Annotated in this window: 18 protein-coding genes and 1 pseudogene; 13 read left to right on the forward strand and 6 right to left on the reverse strand. The window is 43.7% G+C overall.

Features of this window, described 5'->3' with window-relative positions:
• Nucleotides 1–485, reverse strand: a pseudogene (locus QUB08_RS28600) (RNA-guided endonuclease InsQ/TnpB family protein); the annotation flags it as partial.
• Nucleotides 486–1,051: 566 nt separating this feature from the next.
• Between QUB08_RS28600 and QUB08_RS28605 the strand changes: the two are divergent.
• The gene (locus QUB08_RS28605; protein ID WP_333229246.1) at nt 1,052–1,354 is read left to right on the forward strand and encodes a hypothetical protein; all 303 of its coding nucleotides are present in this window, start codon (nt 1,052–1,054) and stop codon (nt 1,352–1,354) included.
• 224 nt (nt 1,355–1,578) lie between these two features.
• Here the strand turns inward: QUB08_RS28605 and menB are convergent, their stop codons facing one another.
• Complete coding sequence (gene menB, locus QUB08_RS28610) at nt 1,579–2,412, reverse strand: 1,4-dihydroxy-2-naphthoyl-CoA synthase (protein ID WP_333229248.1); 834 nt, start codon at nt 2,410–2,412, stop codon at nt 1,579–1,581.
• A gap of 285 nt (nt 2,413–2,697) precedes the next feature.
• Complete coding sequence (locus tag QUB08_RS28615) at nt 2,698–3,294, reverse strand: TerB family tellurite resistance protein (protein WP_333057766.1); 597 nt, start codon at nt 3,292–3,294, stop codon at nt 2,698–2,700.
• Nucleotides 3,295–3,369: 75 nt separating this feature from the next.
• Between QUB08_RS28615 and tadA the strand changes: the two genes are divergently transcribed.
• The 3 genes from tadA to QUB08_RS28630 all read left to right on the forward strand — a co-directional run bounded on the left by tadA (nt 3,370) and on the right by QUB08_RS28630 (nt 5,608).
• Nucleotides 3,370–3,870, forward strand: a complete 501-nt coding sequence (gene tadA / locus QUB08_RS28620; RefSeq protein ID WP_333229250.1) for a tRNA adenosine(34) deaminase TadA — start codon at nt 3,370–3,372, stop codon at nt 3,868–3,870.
• Between the two features lie 283 nt (nt 3,871–4,153).
• On the forward strand, nt 4,154–4,882 hold the full coding sequence (locus QUB08_RS28625; protein WP_333229252.1) for a lysophospholipid acyltransferase family protein: 729 nt from the start codon (nt 4,154–4,156) through the stop codon (nt 4,880–4,882).
• 357 nt (nt 4,883–5,239) lie between these two features.
• Nucleotides 5,240–5,608 carry a hypothetical protein gene (locus QUB08_RS28630; RefSeq protein ID WP_445300963.1) on the forward strand — a complete coding sequence of 123 codons (369 nt, stop codon included), beginning with the start codon at nt 5,240–5,242 and terminating at the stop codon, nt 5,606–5,608.
• Between the two features lie 170 nt (nt 5,609–5,778).
• Here QUB08_RS28630 and QUB08_RS28635 read toward each other — a convergent pair whose 3' ends face one another.
• From QUB08_RS28635 to QUB08_RS28645, 3 genes are all read right to left on the reverse strand, one after another.
• Nucleotides 5,779–6,543, reverse strand: a complete 765-nt coding sequence (locus QUB08_RS28635) for an ABC transporter ATP-binding protein (protein ID WP_333229255.1) — start codon at nt 6,541–6,543, stop codon at nt 5,779–5,781.
• A gap of 323 nt (nt 6,544–6,866) precedes the next feature.
• The gene (locus QUB08_RS28640) at nt 6,867–7,568 is read right to left on the reverse strand and encodes a Uma2 family endonuclease (RefSeq protein WP_333229257.1); all 702 of its coding nucleotides are present in this window, start codon (nt 7,566–7,568) and stop codon (nt 6,867–6,869) included.
• Nucleotides 7,569–7,651: 83 nt separating this feature from the next.
• Entirely contained in the window at nt 7,652–11,164 is a 3,513-nt protein-coding gene (locus QUB08_RS28645; RefSeq protein ID WP_333229259.1) for a HEAT repeat domain-containing protein, read from the reverse strand.
• Nucleotides 11,165–11,675: 511 nt separating this feature from the next.
• Here QUB08_RS28645 and gor point away from each other — a divergent pair.
• From gor to QUB08_RS28690, 9 genes are all read left to right on the forward strand, one after another.
• The gene (gor, locus tag QUB08_RS28650) at nt 11,676–13,019 is read left to right on the forward strand and encodes a glutathione-disulfide reductase (protein WP_333229261.1); all 1,344 of its coding nucleotides are present in this window, start codon (nt 11,676–11,678) and stop codon (nt 13,017–13,019) included.
• A gap of 161 nt (nt 13,020–13,180) precedes the next feature.
• Nucleotides 13,181–13,717, forward strand: coding sequence for an opioid growth factor receptor-related protein (locus QUB08_RS28655; protein ID WP_333229263.1), 537 nt, complete (start codon nt 13,181–13,183; stop codon nt 13,715–13,717).
• A gap of 59 nt (nt 13,718–13,776) precedes the next feature.
• The gene (locus tag QUB08_RS28660) at nt 13,777–14,739 is read left to right on the forward strand and encodes a MoxR family ATPase (protein ID WP_333229265.1); all 963 of its coding nucleotides are present in this window, start codon (nt 13,777–13,779) and stop codon (nt 14,737–14,739) included.
• Nucleotides 14,740–14,742: 3 nt separating this feature from the next.
• Nucleotides 14,743–16,095, forward strand: a complete 1,353-nt coding sequence (locus QUB08_RS28665; protein ID WP_333229267.1) for a DUF58 domain-containing protein — start codon at nt 14,743–14,745, stop codon at nt 16,093–16,095.
• Between the two features lie 2 nt (nt 16,096–16,097).
• Nucleotides 16,098–18,143, forward strand: coding sequence for a transglutaminase domain-containing protein (locus QUB08_RS28670; RefSeq protein WP_333229268.1), 2,046 nt, complete (start codon nt 16,098–16,100; stop codon nt 18,141–18,143).
• A 385-nt stretch (nt 18,144–18,528) separates the two neighbouring features.
• Complete coding sequence (locus tag QUB08_RS28675) at nt 18,529–19,119, forward strand: sigma-70 family RNA polymerase sigma factor (RefSeq protein WP_333229276.1); 591 nt, start codon at nt 18,529–18,531, stop codon at nt 19,117–19,119.
• On the forward strand, nt 19,116–19,562 hold the full coding sequence (locus tag QUB08_RS28680; protein WP_333229270.1) for a hypothetical protein: 447 nt from the start codon (nt 19,116–19,118) through the stop codon (nt 19,560–19,562). The genes QUB08_RS28675 and QUB08_RS28680 overlap by 4 nt, the downstream gene beginning before the upstream one ends.
• A gap of 19 nt (nt 19,563–19,581) precedes the next feature.
• Nucleotides 19,582–20,067 carry a Spy/CpxP family protein refolding chaperone gene (locus QUB08_RS28685; protein WP_333229272.1) on the forward strand — a complete coding sequence of 162 codons (486 nt, stop codon included), beginning with the start codon at nt 19,582–19,584 and terminating at the stop codon, nt 20,065–20,067.
• A gap of 486 nt (nt 20,068–20,553) precedes the next feature.
• A complete protein-coding gene (locus tag QUB08_RS28690) occupies nt 20,554–21,144 on the forward strand; it encodes a YqiA/YcfP family alpha/beta fold hydrolase (RefSeq protein WP_333229274.1) in 591 nt (196 codons plus the stop codon).
• Nucleotides 21,145–21,190 lie beyond the last annotated feature (46 nt).

The following is a 21,190-nucleotide window of genomic DNA, read 5'->3' on the forward strand; positions in this document are numbered from 1 at the left end:
GATTCAAGCTGAATATTAAGATAGTAACTACCATAAGAGCGTTTGCACAAAGTAGCAGTCTTGGGGTTTTGACCTTTCAATAATCCAAGTTGGTAGTTCCCGATAGCCAATACAAACCTTTCCCTACCACCAGTAGTGGTCAAACTTACTGTCCAATCTTTTTCCCTAAAAGAAAAGATACGGGTATCGTAAGTGACGCTAGTAGGAGCAAAGCGGATGACTGGCTTCCCATCTTTTTTAGCTGTTTTTCTGTTGCCAGAAACCCGTCTAATAGCATGGATTGCTAGCTGTGCCGAAAGTCCAAACATATCTCTGACATCGTGATATACCAAAGATTGCATCGCCAATTCATTTGTCAGGGTTGGCGGCACAGTTTGGTTCACGTATTCACAAGCATTAGCGAACGCCTGAAGGGTCGCATCAAGTTTGAGGGACTGTTCAGGCGTTACTTGAAGTTTGCAAGATACTGTCAGGACTTGTTTCATGACAAGAGTGTATCACGTATTGAATAAATTCTGTTGCGTTTATAGATAATTTGTTCAGCTCTTGAGCCTCACGCGCATTCCTCCCGTCACTCAACGGAGTACCGTTAGAGTGCGGGACTCCTGCTGTTTTAGTTGAAAACTTGCCTATTTTATGATTAGCTACTTTTGGCGTCAATGCAACAGGGGCTCGCTCGCCTGCAGCTATTTTTCATTTTCATTGGAAAACTTAATTGTTGCTGTTTCCCGGAGGCTGCTTACCGACACTCTCAGCCAATTTTTGTATTCTCAGCTACCGCTTATTTGTAACCTATCATACTGGTTTGGCATTTGTACTTTTTCTTGATCCCTAACGGCTTTATAAACTTTTAACCTGTGTTTTTACCTATACAATGAGCAGCGACAGAGCTAATTGTTTCTATATATAACGAGATTATAAATAAATTATAAAATTTATTTATGCTCCGGGGATCGCTACAACCCAGACAGCATAAAGGTTGGGATGCTCTAAAACCGGCTAGCTCTACAAAGGAGAATTAGAGATGAAAATGATTTCCCTAAGAACTTTTATGCAAACCTCCTTAACTTCACCTTTAACTTCAGCTTGTGGTCACTGCCGTCACTATACCCCTGAGGGCAGACGCGGGGGTGTTTGCGCTCTACTAAGCGGCCCGGTTCAAAGTCACTGGAAAGCTTGTGCTTTAGCGGTTTCGCCTTTTAGGTCATCTTGGGAAAACATAGAAGAAATTGGAATGTGGCAAGAATCGACTCTGACGCTGCAGGATGCCGCCGTCACTCTTTCCGAGCGCCATGCCTGCCAGCTTACAGGCACAACGTTAACCGAAAAATCGGCAGCAGCAGTCTCAGTTTAGTTAGTCGGCAGCAGGATAGCTAATACCATTTTCGATTTTCGATTGGGGAATCACTGATCGCTATCATGGTTTGCATCTGGCAAAGCAGTTTCATTCTTTTTGGGAACTGGTATCAATACATACACTTTTGGACGATCGGGTGCATTTGGCTTTACTAACTCATAAAAATCAGCAGCATCGACTTTAATATGAGCGCATAAAAAAAAACTGATTTTTCCATCCAGTTATGGTAGCCAAGGATATTGACTAAAATCAGGTTGCCGTTTTTCCAAAAAGGCTTGTTTGCCTTCGGCGCCTTCCTGGGTCATATAGTACAGCAAAGTGGCATTTCCCGCCAGTTCTTGCAAACCGGCTTGACCGTCGCAATCGGCATTAAAAGCGGATTTCAAACAGCGAATCGCGATCGGACTTTTTTCTAAAATTTCAAGAGCCCACTCAATCCCTTCTAGTTCGAGTTGTTCGACGGGCACTACGCAGTTGACTAAACCCATTTCTAGGGCTTGCTGTGCGCTGTACTGGCGGCATAAAAACCAAATTTCTCTGGCTTTTTTCTGGCCGACAACTCTGGCAAGATAGCTAGCTCCGAAACCACCGTCGAAACTGCCGACTTTGGGGCCGGTCTGTCCGAAAATAGCATTGTCAGCAGCGATCGTCAAGTCGCAAATTAAGTGCAGAACGTGACCCCCTCCAATTGCGTAGCCTGCAACTAAAGCAATTACAACTTTGGGCATCGATCGAATCAACTTCTGCAAGTCGAGCACGTTCAAGCGGGGTATGCCACCTTCGTCTACATATCCCGCCGAACCCCGCACGCTTTGGTCGCCGCCGGCGCAAAAGGCGTATTTGCCGTCTGTATGAGGCCCCGCACCGGTGAACAGGACAACGCCAATTTTTGTGTCTTCACGGGCATCAGTAAAGGCATCGCAAAGTTCCAGCACGGTTTTGGGACGGAAAGCGTTCCGTTTGTGAGGTCGATTGATGGTAATTTTGGCGGTGCCACCACTTTTGTGATAGAGAATGTCTTCGTAGGTTTTGGCGGTTTGCCATTCAATTTGCATAATCAATCAATTTGAGATTTGAGATTGAGCTGAGTCAATCAAGGCAGCGACAAGTCGCTTTTAGATTTTAGAGGCATTCGGTTCAATGGGATACCAGGGTCGATCGACTCTTGCAAAAAAAAATCAAGCGGGACTTAGGCCGAAACCAGGTTTTTGATCAACATACGCCGTGCAGCGCTCTTGGTAGGTAAGAGCGCCCAATTCCCATCTCCAATGGAAACAGCGTCAAATCCTCGAAATCCTCTCTCACTACTTTGTACTGCCCAAAAATTTATAGGGGCTGGATTATTGGCGGAGTAAAATACTCAGCAAGTGCTTTGCTGCTTTGCCAAATACCGGATCGCGGGACTCGAATTCGCTGGGATCGAGTAAAGCTTGAACTTCGGCAAAAGCTTCTGAGTCGAGGGTTCCTTCTTTAGTAAATAAAGTGTCTATGACTGCAATGTGTCTGGAGTCGAGGCCGAGCCGATTTGCGATCGACTGTAGGTACATTTGCTCCCGCAAGTCGATGTGTCCGTCGGCCGCTGACATTTCGTAGCCGGAACCGATGAGCAACAGTTTTTCTGATTCTGAGAACAAAGCTGTCAGGGTTAGCAATTCCGTGGGGTTGAAGTAAACCTGCTGTTTTGATACTCCTTTGACAAGGCGCTGAATTAGTTCTACCCGATCGCGGTCGCCGCTGGCAAAGGCTTTGAGAGTCTTTTGCAGCCGTTCTTCTTCTTCAACTGCGATCGTCCTGTCAATAATCATCACTCCGCGCAGGATGGAAATCAGAGCAGTCAGAAACACTACCAAAGGAGTGATATCTTGTTCGCGCAGCTTTTGCCGACTAATGCGGCACAACAGCTCAACAATTTCAGTGGTAATCGTAGTGGTGTCCATAATTAAAGACTCTCGATTAAGCTGTAATGTAACTTTCTTTATCGATCTTAAGTTTTTCTGTTACTTAGGTATGACGTGAATTGTAAAGCTGAGCCGTTGTCTATTAGTGAGACTACTTATTTTATTCACAAACGCTGGATGACTAGGGCTGTGGAATTGGCGCAAGCAGCCGGTGATGCTGGTGAAGTACCCGTGGGTGCTGCAATTGTTGACGCTACTGGCAAATTGATTGCCGAAGCGCAAAATCGGCGAGAGCGAGATTGCGATCCGACTGCTCACGCTGAAATCTTGGCTTTGCGGGCGGCCGGCAAAGTTTTGCAAGACTGGCATCTTAACCAATGCACGCTCTATGTAACGCTGGAACCTTGCCCGATGTGCGCTGGTGCGATCGTCCAAGCTCGGATTCGTCTGCTGGTATACGGAGCAGATGACCCGAAAACTGGCACGATTCGGACTGCGGCTAATATTCCAGATAGCGCGCATTCGTTTCACCGCTTAGAGGTGCTCGGCGGTATTATGGAGTCTGTTTGCCGCGATCAGTTGCTTTTTTGGTTTGAAGCGCGCCGGAAAAATTAACAGGTAAAATTTTTTACTTTCTTCGGGCCGAGGTTTAATCGAAATTGACCCTTTAGCTGAAATAATAGATCCGTAATTGCCCGATAAAGCTTTCCAGGCAGCCGACGGCTCTGTATTAGTGCTGTCTGGTTGGCTGAGGTTTTACCTGTTAGAGATTATCTCTTGCGGGCGCGATCGCCCGATCGGCACAAGGCCAATAGCAAAAGTGTCCCGACCTAAAAACTAAAGATTTAGCCAACACCTTACTTTAGACTTTAGATCTCGATAAAGCAGCTTAATTGCTATGCCCCACACCGCCACGATCGCCGTTGAGTCCAGTAAATCATCTCTAGTGAAGCCAATGCCTGCCAAGGTAGCATCTAATACCTCTCGCGTTTCTCCTTGGTTAACCTCCTTGCTCTATCCGCTAGGTCACTATGTTGTCCTACCGTTTCATTTTGGCAAGATTGAGATAACCGGACAGGAGCACTTGCCGAAAGACGGGCCTGTCATCTTAGCTCCTACGCACCGCTCCCGGTGGGATGCCCTGATGATGCCTTATTCAACTGGACAGAAGGTGACTGGACGCGATTTGCGGTTTATGGTAACTTCTGATGAGGTCAAAGGACTGCAAGGTTGGTTCATCAGACATTTGGGGGGGTTTGCTGTGGATCTCAAGCATCCGGCAATTGGCAGTCTCCGTTATGGGGTGGAACTACTCCTCGACAAGGAAATGTTGGTGATTTTTCCCGAAGGCGGTATTTTTCAGGATGGCGAAGTTCATCCGATTAAGCCGGGATTGGCGCGTTTGGCAATGCAAGCAGAGTTGAGCAAACCGGGTTTGGGGGTGAAAATTGTACCGATGAGTATTCGCTATCGCCCGCGCATTCCTCAATGGGGTTCTGAGGTAAAAATTGCGATCGGTTCTCCGATTTGCGTGGCGGATTATGCCAATGGTGGCGGCGGTAAAAAAGAAGCACGATTGTTGACTGCCGATCTCGAAATGGCTCTTAAAAAGCTTGATGAAAGTTGAGAAAAAGGAAGTTCGGCAACGGATTCGCTCCACGGATGTAACGGATGTAACATCAAATCCGGTAGCAAAGGAAGTTCGGCAACGGATTCGCTCCACGGATGTAACGGATGTAATATCAAATCCGGTAGCATCGGAATTATTCATCTCTCTGTTATCTGACTCTGTGTTCTCTGTGTCCTCTGCGGTTTAATCATTCCAATTCAACCGGAATTCATATAACGGATGTCAGGAAGAAGGAAGAAAGAAGAAAGAAAAAGAAATTATGATATAATGTTTTCGGGTGCTGTAGAGAGATGTAGCACCTATTTCGCTCCTTTGTTATGTCTGTATTAAGTGTGAGCATTAATGGATTGTGCTTTGAACTTTAAGCCTGGTCAAATTGTCAGTTTAGAATGTGGAGATGCGTGCCTGCATTCAGAGGTGATCCAAGTGGTTGAGGCACGTCAAATTTGTTGGGTGCGCCCTTTAATGTTAGTTGTATTATTGTCAGGGAAAGATTTATCTGAGCAATGGTTGGAAGAATACACTTTATCCGATTTGCGTGATGGCGCTGATTTACTGTGGCCGCTGAGTTTGTTTCGGGCGGCGGTGGATACTGAGGTAATTTCGCTGTTGACTGAGTTGCACTCTCGGGACTCTGACCAAAAGGATGGTGCGATCGCATCTCGGCAACTTAGAGATTTTGTCGATCGAGTGTGGGAAGCTTTTCCGAGTGCTTTTCATTAAGCAGATATCAGGTGTTTTGTCTATTAGTCCGCCAGGGGTTGAAAACCCCTGTCTAATAGCTAAAGTCCTCTTGCATAGGACTGATACCCTCTTAATTCTTCAGTCCGCGTAGGCGGACTTTGTTTGTCTAGAAGCGATTTCAATCGCCGACTCTTATGCCGACTCTTATACTAAAACACAGCGTGTGAAAGCTCTGCGGGGTTGAGATTATTGTGAATAACTTTACCGTCGCGGAACCAGACAACGCGGCGAGTTTGGCGCGCCACTTCCGGTTCGTGCGTTACCATAACAACAGTCATGCCGTTTTCGTTGAATTCGGTAAAAATATCCATTACTTCTTGAGTAGTTTTTGTATCCAATGCACCTGTAGGTTCATCAGCCAGCAGCAACACGGGACGGTTGACAATAGCCCTAGCAATGGCTACGCGCTGCTGCTGTCCTCCTGATAGTTGATTCGGTCTGTTTTGCAGCCGACTTTCCAGGCCTACTTTCGTTAAAGCATCTACTCCCCGTTCCCGTCTTTCTGCTGCGGGAATGCCGGCATAAACCATCGGTAACATGACATTTTCTAATGCTGTCAATTGAGCCAATAGGTGAAATTGTTGGAATACAAAACCTAATTTTAAATTGCGAATTCCGGCTAATTCTCCTTCGGGCATTTGGGCGACATCTACGCCGTCTAAGTAGTAACTGCCGCTCGTAGGTCGATCGAGACAGCCGATAATATTCATAGCTGTAGATTTGCCGGAACCCGATGCGCCCATAATCGAGCAATATTCTCCTTGTCTTACCGTCAAGCTGACGCCGTTTAAGGCGCGAACTTCCAGGTCGCCAATCCCGTAAACTTTTGTTACCTCTTCCAGACCGACAACAACGGGCTTTGAGAGGACTTGCGGGTCGAGGTCTTGGTATGTATCGGTTTGTAGTTCAGGCATTTTTTTTCTGTGCGATCGACACAACTAACTACTAACTTAACACTTCTTATCGGTTTTGGCGGCGGTCAGGGCGATCGTTTGGAGGCTAATTTCAGTATCAGGGCTCATTGCAAATGCAGCGGATTGGAGTGAACCAATCCCGAAGAATGGAGATTGCTTGGCGACTTTAAACAAGTCGGACAAGTTGTAATTATGCGACTTACACAAGGGTGGTGAGAAACCGGGTTTTTTCACGAAAATCATTCGCTACAGCGCCCATAAATCATAAAAAACCCGGTTTCTGTGGTCTTGATGGGTAAGCCCTAAATTAAACAATTTGTCCCTTAAATGCTCTCAGGATCGATGTTCAATTCGCGCAGTTTTGCTGCCAAACGTTCGGCCCTTTGAGCTTCTTGTTCGGCTCTTTGAGCTTCTTGTTCGGCTCTTTGAGCTTCCTGTTCTGCACGCTGGCGGTTTAATTCCCCTTGTTCCTCCAATTCCGAATATGAAAGAAACCTTTGTCCATCGGGTCGATATATTTCTAACCCAGCTTCGCCCAACTCAAATCGCACTCCCAATCTCGGACTTACCCAGCCCTCCATCGGCTCAATTATTTCTAAGTTTCCTTCAATTCTTTGCCAACCGCTCAAATCGTTGTTTTCGGGATCGTAAAGGTAATATTCATCGACTCCATAGCGATTGTAAAATGAAAGTTTTTTGTACATTTTGGTTTGTCTGTCGTTGTGAGAGCGAATCTCAAACGCAACTTGGGGAGCAATATTATCTTCGTTAAATTGCAGGTAGGAACGTCGATCGCCCTTTGATCTGCCAAATATTACCATGACATCGGGTGCTTGAGAAATGTCTGGTCTACCTTCAACTGGATACCACAGTAAATCGGCTGCTACAAACACGTTTGGGTCGTTCTTAAACAGCGATTCGCAACCTTCTTTGATTTTGACAATTAATTTGTATTGAATTGTGCTATCTGCCATTGGTTGACCGTCGCTGCATGGATAAATAATTTCTTCGGTCGTGACTTGCATAGTGGTTGTTTCCGAGAACTATTTGATATTAATTATACTATTTCTTGAACTAGCATAATTTGTTGATACTTTTTTTGTTTAGATTACAGCTTCTCTAATTTTGCCAATTGTTCCTGGGCAAATTTGCGGACTTGTTCATCTGGATCGTTGGCAAATCGATCGCTAAGTATTTCTAAAGTTTTTGGGCGATCGGGGTATTGCTTGAGCATGATTTCAAGTGCTGTTTGTCTGGGATTAAGTTGGAATTTGGACTTGCGTTCAAAAGGATAATTGATAGCAATATGGCCCAACCATTCAAATATTCCTGGTTCATCTTTCCAGCCCAGCGCTAATTCTTCGACTGCTGCACCTCGTACATCCCCATTATCATCAGATTGAGCCAGTTGTTTGAGCCAAGGTAAGGTTTCCGGGTCATCTTTCCACCCCCGTGCTAATTCTTGGACTGCTGTACGTCGCACAGCCGAATCATCATCAAATTGAGCCAGTTGTTTGAGGATAGGTAAGGTTTCCGGGTCATTTTTCCACCCCCCTGCTAATTCTTGGACTGCTGGTTGCCGCACACACGAATCATCATTTGATTGAGCCAGTTGTTTGAGCCAAGGTAAAGTAGTCGGGTCATCTTTCCACCCCCGTGCTAATCCTTGGACTGCTGCAACTCGCCCAGCATAATTATCATCAGATTGAACCCATTGTTTGAGCCAAGGTAAGGTTTCCGGGTCATCTTTCCACCCCCGTCCTAATTCTTGGACTGCTAAAAATGCCACAATCGGATCATGATTCGACTGAGGCAGTTGTTTAAGCCAAGGTAAGGTTTCCGGGTCATCTTTCCACCCCCGTCCTAATTCTTGGAATGCTCCATACCGCACAGTATAATTATCATTAAATTGAGCCTGCTGTTTGAGCCAAGGTAATGTTTCTGGGTCATTCTTCCAGCCCAATGCTAATTCTCCGACTGCTGAAAGTTGCATAGCTTTATTATCATTAAATTGAGCCTGCTGTTTGAGCCAAGGTAAGGTTTTTGGATCATCTTTCCCGCGCCGTGCTACTTGTTGGAGTGCTGCTATTTGCACAGTATTATTATCATTAAATTGAGCCACTTGTTTGAGACAACCTAATGTTTCTGGGTCATCTTTCCACCCCCCTGCTAATTCTTGGACTGCTACAAATCGCAGATCTGAATTCTCATCAAATTGAGCCATTTGTTTGAGGATAGGTAAGGTTTCTGGGTCATCTTTCCACCCCCCTGCTAATTCTAGGACTGCTGCAAGTCGCAGATCCGAATTCTCATCAAACTTAGCCAGTTGTTTGAGCCAAGGTAAGGTTTCTGGCTCATCTTTCCAAGTGTAGGCGATCGCACTTAATGCTTGAGTGCGCATTGTATAAACTAGCGTTTCCTCTTCTTTAGAAGCCTCATAATAGTCATTGAGGTCGTACTTGGTTAACTCTTTTAAGCGTTCAAGCAATTGACTCTCCACCCCAGCAATCTCTTTTCTATCCCTCACCTCATTCAAACACTTCGCCGCCAAAAACAGATTGCGGAACTTTTGGGCTTCCCCATCCTGTCCAATCAAAAACTCAATCAATTTCCCGGTCAAGTTTCCAGGAATCAATCCGGCAATCAAGCACAAAACTTCCTGCCAAGATTCATCCTCCCAGTGCTTGCCAAAAACCTCGTTTTTCAACTCCTCCAGTAAAATTTCTGGTGTCTTATAAAGCCTTTCCACCACCTCCGACGCACAGAAATATTCCAAAAAACTTTGATGCACAAACCCATAAGTATCCGCACCCAAATAACATAAAATAAAGTTGCGAGTTCGCAGTTGGTTAATTATCAACTTTGCCCGCTCTTTCGGTCGATCGAAATCTTTATTCTTCAGATATGCTGTCAGAGTATTCTCCAAATCTTCCGCACTAATAATATTGCCAGCCAACCCTTTAGGTGCTGCTTGCATTTTGTAAGCGACTCGCCGCAGCATTGCTTGCTTATCTTTAGCATCAATAGTTTTCGGATCGAGCCTGCTATCCTCTACTAAAGACCTTTCCACATCCCATTGATACAGCAATACCCGCGAAGCTTGATTGTAAAGTTCCGCCCTGTCTCTCGGCAATTCTTGCCCGCGATTTAAAATCGCCATAATCGTCAACAATAACGGATTCCCCGCTAAATCTCGAATCCTTGATGAATACGCTAATGCTCTTTCCATGCGATCGCGAATTCGCACTTTTTCCACAGCATCAGTAAAAGTTAATTCGTGCCAGCGGCGAACAAAATCCTGAATTTGTTCCGCATTCAAATCTTGGAGAATAAAGTGATGAAACTCTGCATCTTGCAAGCGTTGAGGTTTGTAACCAATAATCCGAGACGTGACAATCACTCGCACGCGCGGATACTCATTGGTAAACCGATGAATCGCCGTAATTACATCTTCTCGTTTCCCGGGATCGAAAATTTCATCTAACCCGTCGAACATCACCAAAGCGTCGCCTGCTTTAAGCTGTTCCTGCAATTGATGCTGATTCAAGTGACAAATTGAACCGGGACTTTGATGGAAAAATTCCAGGAAATTCTTGCAATGTCCTGATTCGCCGCTGCGAATGTAAGTCCGCAATTCTATTAGCAGCGGAATCGGCAGAGATGTCACGCTATTTAAGGGCGATCGCGCCCAGTTTAATGCTAAAGTTTGTAACAGAGTAGACTTGCCCGAACCCGGATCGCCTAAAATAACAATGTAGGGATACTTTTGCTTGTCATTGATAACATCTAACACCGATACGATCGGCTGCGAAAAATAACCGCGCCGATATTTCTCTAAATTTTCAAGTGCGATCGCGTCTAATTGATTGCTGTCTTGCAGCCACCGTTGATGTTCTTTAGGAATTTCGTAAGCTTGGGGCAGAAATGATTCGTAAATCGATCGCACATCTTGGAAAATAAAGATTTCCCAAACCTTCAGCTTTGCGCGATAATCGTAGGTATTGGGATCGACGCTGCTTAAATTGAGATTGCTGTAACGCTCGCACAGAGCTTCTTGATATTGCCTCAAGTCAAAATCGGGGATTATCCCCGCCGTTTCTTGAGTATTTTTCTGAATGCTATCCAGATTTTGAGCATTCAAGATATCGCGCAAGTCTTTTGAGTCAAAGAGAATTTCTTGAACTTCTGCGAGATACTGATTGGCGATGGTTTGCCACTTAAATCTTGGCGGCAAAGAAGTTAAATCTAGTTGAGTCCAGGTTTGTTCGAGAAGTTGTGCATCGAGAGATTCGCGATCGCTCTCAAAAGCCTTGCCCAAAATTTCCTTAACAGACTTGTTGCTGATAAACTGTTTAACATCTTTAATATACAGCTTTCTTTGCTCTGGGGAAAGTCCGCCAATTTTCAACTGCTGTTCCACCAACTCCAAAAACTTTTTGATTGCTTTGCCCGCTGCGACTTTTCGCGGGTCTTTTTCGCCTAATAAGACGTTTTTCAGGGAATCTTTAAAAAAATCTTTAGCAAAATCCTTCGCGCCGTCTTTGATCAAGTCTTCTAAGATAGGTTGAACGAGAATGCCGACTCCTTGCGTCACTCCCCAGAGCAAAAGCCAATCGATCATAAAGCTAGCCCGAGAATTAATTTATGTTTATAATATAGCAATTATCCATGATTTGTGAAGCTCAAAAAACTGTACTGGCAATCCCCGTCTTTGCTCCCATAGGTTAGGATAGTATGAGTCTTCTGTCGCTGCGATTATGCCAAGTCCCCCCTAGCCCCCCTTGAAAAAGGGGGGACAAGATTCCGATCAAAGTCCCCCTTCTTAAGGGGGATTTAGGGGGATAGAGAATCGGCGATAACCAGCAATTTACAATTACCAATTTCCTCATCGGCGGCCGCCTAAAAATAGTTACATTTTTATATATTTCTAGCGAGTTGCTTGTGCTATACTCTAATAATGGAAGTGTGAGTAATTTTAAAATTAACGCCCAGATTTCTATTATTTAATAATACCATGTCAAACGGAAGAAGTAAAGTAGTTGACCCCCAAAAAAACCAAAAATTTTTGAGATATCATTAAAAAAAGTAAAGCGCAAAAACCGTAAAACTGAGATAGGAAAGTACAGACTATTATGACATACGATTACGACTTGTTTGTGATAGGTGCGGGTTCCGGCGGATTAGCGAGTTCCAAGCGAGCAGCATCCTACGGAGCAAAAGTGGCGATCGCCGAAAATGACTTAGTAGGCGGAACCTGCGTAATTCGCGGCTGTGTCCCCAAAAAACTCATGGTGTACGCCTCAACATTTTCGCACCTTTACGAAGATGCGATCGGCTACGGCTGGAGTCCAGTAGAAAGCAGCTTCGACTGGGAAAAACTCGTCACCACCGTAGATGCAGAAGTGCGGCGGCTGAGCAAACTGCACATCAGCTTTCTTGAAAAAGCCGGAGTCGAATTAATCTCAGGATACGCCAAATTTATTGACCCCCATACCGTCGAAGTTGATGACAGAAAAATCACAGCAGCTAAAATCTTAATTGCTGTCGGCGGAGAAGCGCAAAGAGTCCCAATTCCCGGCATAGAACACGCGATTACTTCTCGCGAAATATTCCTCCTAAAAGAGCAGCCAAAACGGTTGGCAATTTGGGGCGGCGGCTACATCGGTGTTGAATTTGCCTGCATTATGAACGGGTTAGGAAGTCAAGTAACTCAAATCATCCGGCGCGATTTAATTTTGAACTACTTTGACGAAGAAATTCGCACCAACGTGCAAGAAGGAATGACCAAGCATGGAATAAACATTTTGACAGGAAGGTCGATCGCACAAATTGAGAAAACTCCAGAAGGATTAAAATTAACTCTGTCTGGAGAATCTGCAGAAACTTTGACAGTAGACGCGCTGTTGTGCGCTACCGGGCGTCAGCCTAATTTAGAAAAATTGGGTTTAGAAAATGCGGGCGTAGAAACAGATAAAGGTGCGATCGCAGTTACCAAAGATAGCCGCACCAGCCAGCCGCACATTTTTGCAGTCGGAGATTGCACCAACCGCATCAATTTAACGCCAATTGCGATCGCTGAAGGTCGTGCTTTTGCCGATACTGAATTTGGTAATAACCCCAGATCGATCAGTCACGAAAATGTTGCATCAGCAGTATTTTCGCAGCCGGAAGCAGCTACAGTTGGCTTAACAGAAGAGGAGGCTAAAGTCAAGTTTCCCGAATCAATTAAGTGCTATACAGCCAAGTTTAGACCGATGTTTCATTCTTTGACAGGTGCAGATGAGAAGACTTTTGTCAAGTTAGTTGTTGAAACTAATACAGACAGAGTTTTGGGCGTGCACATGGTTGGGAAAGACGCGGGCGAGATTATTCAAGGAATGGCGATCGCTGTTAATATGGGAGCTACTAAGAAAGACTTCGACGCGACTATTGGCATTCACCCATCGACTGCTGAAGAGTTTGTGACTCTGCGGTAAAGCGGGGGAAGCAGCCAGGGGTTTAAACCCCTGGCGAAGCAGCCTAAAGTCGCTTAAAATTCAGAGATTGCACCATTTTCCAGAACAGGCAGGATGCCTGTTCCACAGAAAAATTAAATTTTATTGTGGGGTGGGCATCTTGCCCGCCCGTAAAGGGATTAATGAGTAATTCAACCAAACAAAACAAAATTTTAGCATTCTATCTCGGTCAGCAGCCTGATTCACAAGGTCGGGCGATCGAGGATATTTGGTCGTGGGATTACCAGAAGCTGGAATCCGTGCACAATTACATTCAATGGCTGTTTCCCCTGAGAGAAAAGAGCCGCTTTAATGCCAGTGCTCCTACTTTAAATGATGAGGTGATTCAAGCTTTTAGAACAAGTGAAGAGTTGAGAAATCGCTTAGTCAAATCTCTAAAAGTCATGCTAGCGTTTTACGGGTTGGAATGCCGCGAAGGGGAAAACGCAGAAATTGTAATTGCCAAGTCCCCAGAATATTTGTCAAGAAAAAGAGAGTGGATTGAACAATTTAATCACAACTACCTGCGGCTGACTAGGATTCTCACAAGTTTGACAGAGTTGGGATTGAAAAATTATGCTTTGGCTCTTTTCAGGTGTTTGGATGAGATATATAATGAAAATCAAAAAAGTATTGGTTTAAAAACTTATACATATTGGAAAAATGCTGTAAATATTTAAATCGATCGGCACAAGCCAATCAGCGGGACATTAACCGAACGCTACGAACAGAATAAATAATGGATAAAGCAATTACAGAAAATCACGCTCAATCGGGCAGAGAAATTTATCAAAGGATTTCCAACAACATTCAAAAAGTGGTGAAAGGGCAATCAGCAGCAATCAGGAAATTGCTGTCAGCCTTTGTGAGTGGCGGGCACGTCCTCCTAGAAGATTATCCCGGTACAGGTAAAACTACCCTAGCTAAAGCCCTAGCCTTATCTGTCGATGTCACCTTTAAACGCATTCAATTTACACCTGACCTTTTGCCATCCGATATCTTGGGCATATCCATGCTCGACCCCAATCAACGCACGTTTCATTTCCACGAAGGTCCTATTTTTGCTAATATTATCTTGGCTGACGAAATCAATCGGTCATCACCGCGAACCCAATCCGCTCTCCTAGAAGCAATGGCAGAATGTCAAGTCAGCATTGACGGAAATTTGCACAAACTTAAAGACCCATTTTTTGTCATTGCTACTCAAAATCCAGTAGAATCTCGTGGCACTTATCCACTTCCTGAAGCCCAAATGGATCGCTTTGCAGTTCAATTTAGTCTAGGATACATCTCGCCCGAAGATGAAGTTAACCTGCTCGGAGAACAAATCCATCAACATCCTATTGATACACTTCAAACCTGCGTTAATTTAGAGGATTTAATTAGCTTAAAACAGCAGGTAAAGCAAGTTAGAATTAGTGAAGAATTGAAACGTTACATCGTAGATATCGTGAATGCAACTCGCTCAGCCGAAGGCGTACAACTAGGGGCGAGTCCCCGAGCTTCCATAGCTTTAATGAAAGTTGCTCAAGCATTAGCTTTGTTCGATAGCTATGAGTTTGTTACGCCAGAACATATTCAAGAACAGGCGGTATCAGTCATCGCTCATCGCCTAGTCATGGAACCTCAAGCGCGTTTTTCTGGTAGAATGGCCCCAGGTGTTGTTGAAGAAATTATCAAATCTATTCCTGTACCCGCCTAAAAAATGAAACGTGTTTTCTACGCTATTTTTCGCTTCGGTGCGCGTGTAAATCGATCGCGAAAAAAGCGATTGACTAACAATGGGTTAGCCGTGCTTAGCTGCACGCTTTTAGCGGGGGTTTTAGGATTAGATACTAATCAGACCCTGACCTATCAAATCTTTACTTTCCTGTTGTCAATTATAGGAATAGCCATAATTTTCAGTAGATTTTTTCGCTTCCGCTTCAATGCAGTACGGTTCTTGCCAAAGTTTGCAACTGTTGGAGTCACTTTAAAATACCGTATTGTCATTCATAACAAAACTAGCCAGAGTCAAAATAACCTGAAATTGGGGGAAAATTTTGCCGACATATACCCAAGCTTTCAAGAATTTATAGAAACACCTGAACCCGGTGAAGAACAGCGCACTTCATTGGATAAATATTTTGGCTATTATCGTTGGCTGTGGCTGATTTCTAGAAAACAATGCGCCACAGCTAAAGCCATAGAATTGCCTCCTCTTCCACCCAATAGCAAAACAGAAGTGGTATGTGAAATTACGCCGTCCTACAGAGGTGTTATCCGCCTGACTGGTCTAACAGTTACTAGGTCAGATCCTTTTGGGATTTGGAATGCTTGTAAAACAATTTCCTTGCCCAAATCTATGTTAATTTTACCCAAACTATATCATTTACCACCAATTCAGCTTCCTGGCTCAAGAAGATATCAATCAGGTGGCGTAACATTAGCTTCATCCGTAGGAGATTCCGAGGAATTTAGGTCTCTGCGGGATTATCGACAGGGAGATTCGCTACGCAAAATTCACTGGAAAAGTTGGGCAAAAGCAGGTAAGCCAATTGTCAAAGAAGAACAGGATGAATTTTTTGTGAGGCACGCCTTAATTTTAGATACATTTCAGAGTGTAAAATATAGTGAAATTTTAGAAGAGGCAATCTCAATTGCTGCTTCATTATCCTATGAAGTTCAGACTCAAGAATCATTATTGGATTTGATGTTCGTCGTTCAAGAAGCTTATTGTTTTACCTTTGGCAGAGGGCTGAACTCTACTGAAAAAATGCTAGAAATTCTCGCCTCTGTTGGTGCCTGTCAGGATAAAGCTTTTGACTCGCTCACCTCAGTTTTGATAGAAAAAATCTCTCTGCTAAGCGGTTGTATTTGTATATTTTTGTGTTGGGACGAACCTAGAAAAAGATTAGTAAATTATCTGATAAGTCGCGGTATCCATAGCTTAGTTTTAATTTTAACAGAGCCAGACGCTCAATTAGATAGCTTAAATTTAGAGTTGATTAAAGATGACTTAACAAGCTGCCATATTTTAAAGCTAGGTCAAATACAAGAGGAGTTAATGAAATTATGAAAATGCCAGTGTTTCTTTTGGGTGTTAGTGTACTTTTTTGGGGCTGGCAGACGGGACTATGGTTTTTTGCGGTGCCAATTGCTCTGATTTTAGAGGCAGCTAACTGGTTGCCTTATCGGTGGGATTTTTCAGCTAGTGATTTTAGGCGCATTGCTAATTTATGTCTGATTTTTTTGTGCTGTTTGCTGGTTTATCTCCTGGTCGCCAACCGCTCTATTTACTTGATATATAATTTGTTGCAGTGGCTTCCTGGTGTATTTTTTCCACTGGTAGCTGCTCAGGTATATTCTGTCAAGGAAAGTCTGGATATACGCCTAATGTTTTTGTGGCTAAACAAGGCCACAAAAAAAGCACCACTTAACCCCTTGATGGTGAATTTAAATTATCCATATTTTATCTGTTGTCTGCTATCCGCTAGTGCGACGAATAGTAGAGAGATATTTTTTTATGCTGGGATATTTGTCTTAACAGCTATTGCTTTGTGGTCTGTGAGAACGAAAAGATTTTCATCTATTCTCTGGCTGGGTCTGATGTTAATTGCTGGCAGTATAGGATTTATAGGACAGATGGGTCTGCACCAACTTCACCTAGCAGTAGAACAGCAAGCAATCTCATGGCTTAGTAATGGGAATTCTCAAGAAACAGATTTTTTGAAAAAACAAACGAACATCGGGTCAGTGGGATTATTAAAACAGTCAAATGAAATTATTTTTAGAGTTACTCCTGAAGCTAAACAGACTCCTCCCCGACTGCTAAGAGAAGCCACTTATAATCGCTACAACTCTTCACTGTGGCTCGCCTTAAATCCTAACTTTGTTCCCGTACAACCAAAGATTAATGGCACAACTTGGGATTTAGGCGACCAACTACCGAATCCATCAAGCATTACTATTTCGGCTACACTCCAAGGCAACCAAGGTTTATTAAAGCTGCCAGATGGAACTTTTAAAATTGACGCATTGCCTGTCAGTCAGATGGAAAAAAATAAATATGGCACAATTAAAGTTGTGGGAAAAGTTGATAGGCTGGCTTATCGAAGCTACTTTAATAATAATTTTTCTGTAGATAGCCCGCCTACAGAAGACGACCTGCAAATACCAAAATCAGAAATGGCGGCACTGAATAAAATCCTCAGCCAAATGGATATTAAAGGCCAGTCTCCACCACAAATATTAGATAAAATAGAGTGGTTTTTCCTAAAAAATTTCGTTTATTCACTGAAGCTTAGGGGCCAAGATAATGATGCTACGCCTCTATCAACATTTTTACTGAACACTCGCTCTGGACATTGTGAATATTTTGCTACTGCTGCGACACTTCTCCTGAGAAAACTCGGTATTCCTGCCCGTTATGCTGTTGGATATTCTGTTCACGAATTTAGTTCTTTGGAGAACCAATATATTGTAAGAAGTCGCCATGCTCATGCTTGGACTTTGGCTTATATCGCGGGAAAATGGCAAGCTTTTGATGCGACGCCTTCTGATTGGGAAAGCATGGAGGATGCTGCTGCTCCCCCAGGGGCATTTATCTCTGATTTATGGTCGCTATTGAGTTACAAAATTTTGCTGGGGTTGCGATATTTATCAGGTAGCAATGGATTGAAGTATGGGGGAGTCATCCTGCTGGGATTAATATTTTTTTGGAGGTGTAATCCTAATTTTAAGAAAAATGTACGCCTTTTATCTAAGAAACAAAGCTGGCTAAAAGCTATTTATAACAAAAATTCGTTGAGTCCGAAATCGGAATTTTATTTGATCGAACAGGCGTTAAATGATTCTGGATTGATTCGCCCTCCTTCTGAGTCTTTTAAAAATTGGATCGAGAGGTTAAAAAAAGAAAAACCGGAGTTATATTGTCTCGAAGAGTTAGCATTGTTGATTGAAATTCATTATTGCGATCGCTTCGATCCAAAAGGAATTCAAGACGCACAAAAAGCTGAATTTAAATTGGCAATTCAATCCTGGATCGAGCAATATCGCAGGCAGGCGATCGCCTCAAACTCTCAGATTAATAAAAGCGGTAAGTCTACTATAGCTTTTCTCAGGTAGATGATGTACCGATTTAGATTTTAAATTGGGGGAGTGAGGACTTTTTAATTAATTCGTAAATTGCCCCATTATTCAATTATGCAATCTAAACTTGTACATCACTTAATTGAGAACCGCTATACATAGCTTTTCTCAATCACTTGTAAAAGTAACGCTTCTGGGGCGAGTCAGAGCGTCCATTTTCTCAACCAAGGCTGGGAATCTGGATCTGGGTTCCCAGGCTTTACACATCCGAACCCGTTAATTACAGGAAAAATCAGCACACGGCAGTGCCGTTTCCCTACCTGCGGGCTCGTCGAAAAAAAATTTTAAATCCTTTGAACCTTTTTTGCGATCGCCCTGTCTAAACACTTCAGATAACGAACTGGTGGGGGAGACTTCACAGGTGTTAGCTGTGTCAGCCAATGTTTTAACCGATGACTGTTCCGACTCGGACTTAGTTGCTGAGTGTCTAAAGGGCGATCGCACTTGCTTTCGCTACCTTTACAAACGCTACCAACACAAAGTCAGGTCAACCCTTTACCAACTCTGCGGCCCCTCACTTCTTGACGATTTAGCACAAGAAGTATTCCTGCGAGTCTGGAAAGGATTGCCAAAACTCAAGCACCAGGAAAACTTTTCTACTTGGCTTTATCGAATCACTTGGAATGTGGCTTCCGACCAAAGACAAGCATTTGCTAAACAGCATTCTTTTGACTCCCAACTCAAAAATCAAGAAACAATGGATCGGGTTATTCTCAACGATAACACATCGGACTTGATGCAGTTGCACTATCAAGATTTAGTGCAGCGGGGACTGGAGCAATTGAGCTTTGAACACCGCAGCGTTTTGGTGCTGCACGACTTAGAAGACATCCCGCAAAAAGAAGTAGCCCAAATTTTGGGACTCCCTGCGGGAACCGTCAAATCTCGCGTGTTTTATGCCCGAAATGCTGTGCGGCAATTTTTGCAAAAAGAAGGTGTCAGCGAGCTATGAATAACCCAAGCAGCGACCAAGATTTAGTTAATTTCTTGAAGCAAAATCGCCCCAATATTCCTGAAGCTGTACCAGATTTAGAGCAAAAAATTCTAGCAGCAATCGAAAGCGATCGGGCGAGTGTTTTCCCTGAAACCAACCGCAAAAAAACGCGATTAAGTGCCTCAGCTAAGTCTGATGAAAGGTTAAAAATATCCTCTGTTTCTAAGTGGGCTTTATCGTCTGCGATTGCTGCTAGCCTGATAGTTTTTTGGTCGGGCTACCGTCCGTTTCAGACTGCACAATTGCCCGATGAGGAAACAGCTAAGTTAGAAGCATTTTTAGTTACTAACTGGGAGGGTGTTCTCCATGATTCTCCCCAAGAAAGTATGACCGATCGCTCGCAAACAGACTGGTTAACTTTCAGCCCTGGTGCTGACAGTCAATCGCCCACAAATAAGTAATATCAAGGAGGTAATTTTCATGTCAATTCGTCGCATTTCTGCCCTAGCCGTTTTAATGGTGACTCTCGGTAGTACAGCCGCAGCAATAGCAGTTCCTAATCCCCTAGAACCGGAAACAATTGCCCAAAACCAGCGTCCCAATCCACGAGGTGGCAAGGAAGGTGGGATGTTCGAGAAACTGAATTTAAGCGCAGACCAAAAGCAGCAAATGCAGGCAGTGCGCGATCGCTACAAAGACCAAGTTTCCCAGCGGATGCAAGCAGTCCGCCAAGCCAGACAAGAATTGGAAACGATGATGTCCGGCACGGAAAATGCCAGCCAAATACGCGACAAACACCGTCAAATAATCGGATTGAGGCAGCAGTTGGAAGAGGTGCAATTTGAAATTACACTCGCAATGCGAGAAGTGCTCACTGCCGAACAACGTAGCCAATTAGCTCAACTGATGCAGCAGCGCCGACAAACTGCTAAAAACCGGATGCAAAACGGTCAAAAACCGCAGTAATTGACGAGTAGTTTAGAGTGAATCGCAGGGTGTTCAGTACGCACTCTGCGATTCATTGTAAGGATCGCGAATTAAATAATTTACACTCTTGAAAGTGGGGAGTAGGGGTTGGGCGTCCCACCCGCCCTTTCTGGACGGGCGGGACGCCCATCCCACAAGAACCATCACGCATTGTAAGTTATTTAATTCTCATTCCTAAGCAGGTATAAACCAATAAATGCAGGCAGCGATAAACGCAGATTTTGTGTAATATATCCCAGTGCTGGATTTCTTCGGGAAAGCAGTCTAAAAGCTCAGCAATTTCAAGTCCAGACGAGTGCTTGATTTTGTTAGTAACCCTCTCAAAGCACAGAATTTAAATCCCTGGGAGTCCTTAATATATTCCGAATATAAGTATATATTTTATTGAGTTAGTGTCTGGTTTTTTTAATTAATAAGTCATCTTAAGTTAAAATAATTAGTTGGGATGTCTCATAATTTTTTTGGATGAATCTACAGCACGATTCGAGTTACATTTATTTACACGGCTTTGCTTCAAGTCCCAATTCAGCTAAGGCTAAATATTTCCGAAATCGCTTTTCTTACCTAGAAATTGACCTAAAAACTCCCGATCTCAATCAAAACGATTTTTCGGGGCTCACTCTCACCCGCCAATTAAACCAAATAGAAACAGAATTTTTGCCCACCGAATCCTCCCCATCTTCCACAGAAAATGTAAAAAGTATAGGGGGAGTCACCATAATTGGGTCTAGTTTTGGGGGGCTGACAGCGGCTTGGTTGGCCCAGCGACAATTGTCAGTAAAGCAAATAGTTTTGTTAGCACCGGCTTTTGACTTTATCTCCCACTGGATGCCGCTGTTGGGACAGCAACAGTTAGAAAAGTGGCAGTCTGAGAAATATTTGCCCGTTTACCACTACGGCGAACAAGGTTATCGGCCGCTGAATTATCAGTTTTTGGCAGATATGGCTCAATACCGTGAAGAAAAATTAATGCGTTCAGTGCCTACATTAATTCTTCACGGCAAGCATGATACAATAATACCGATTCAGTGCGATTCGTTTAACTCAAATGGATAGAAATATCTAGGGACGGTTAGCCTAACTTATCGGTTAGGACAACTAA

Source organism: Microcoleus sp. BR0-C5, assembly GCF_036705045.1.
Classification (GTDB): Bacteria; Cyanobacteriota; Cyanobacteriia; order Cyanobacteriales; family Microcoleaceae; genus Microcoleus.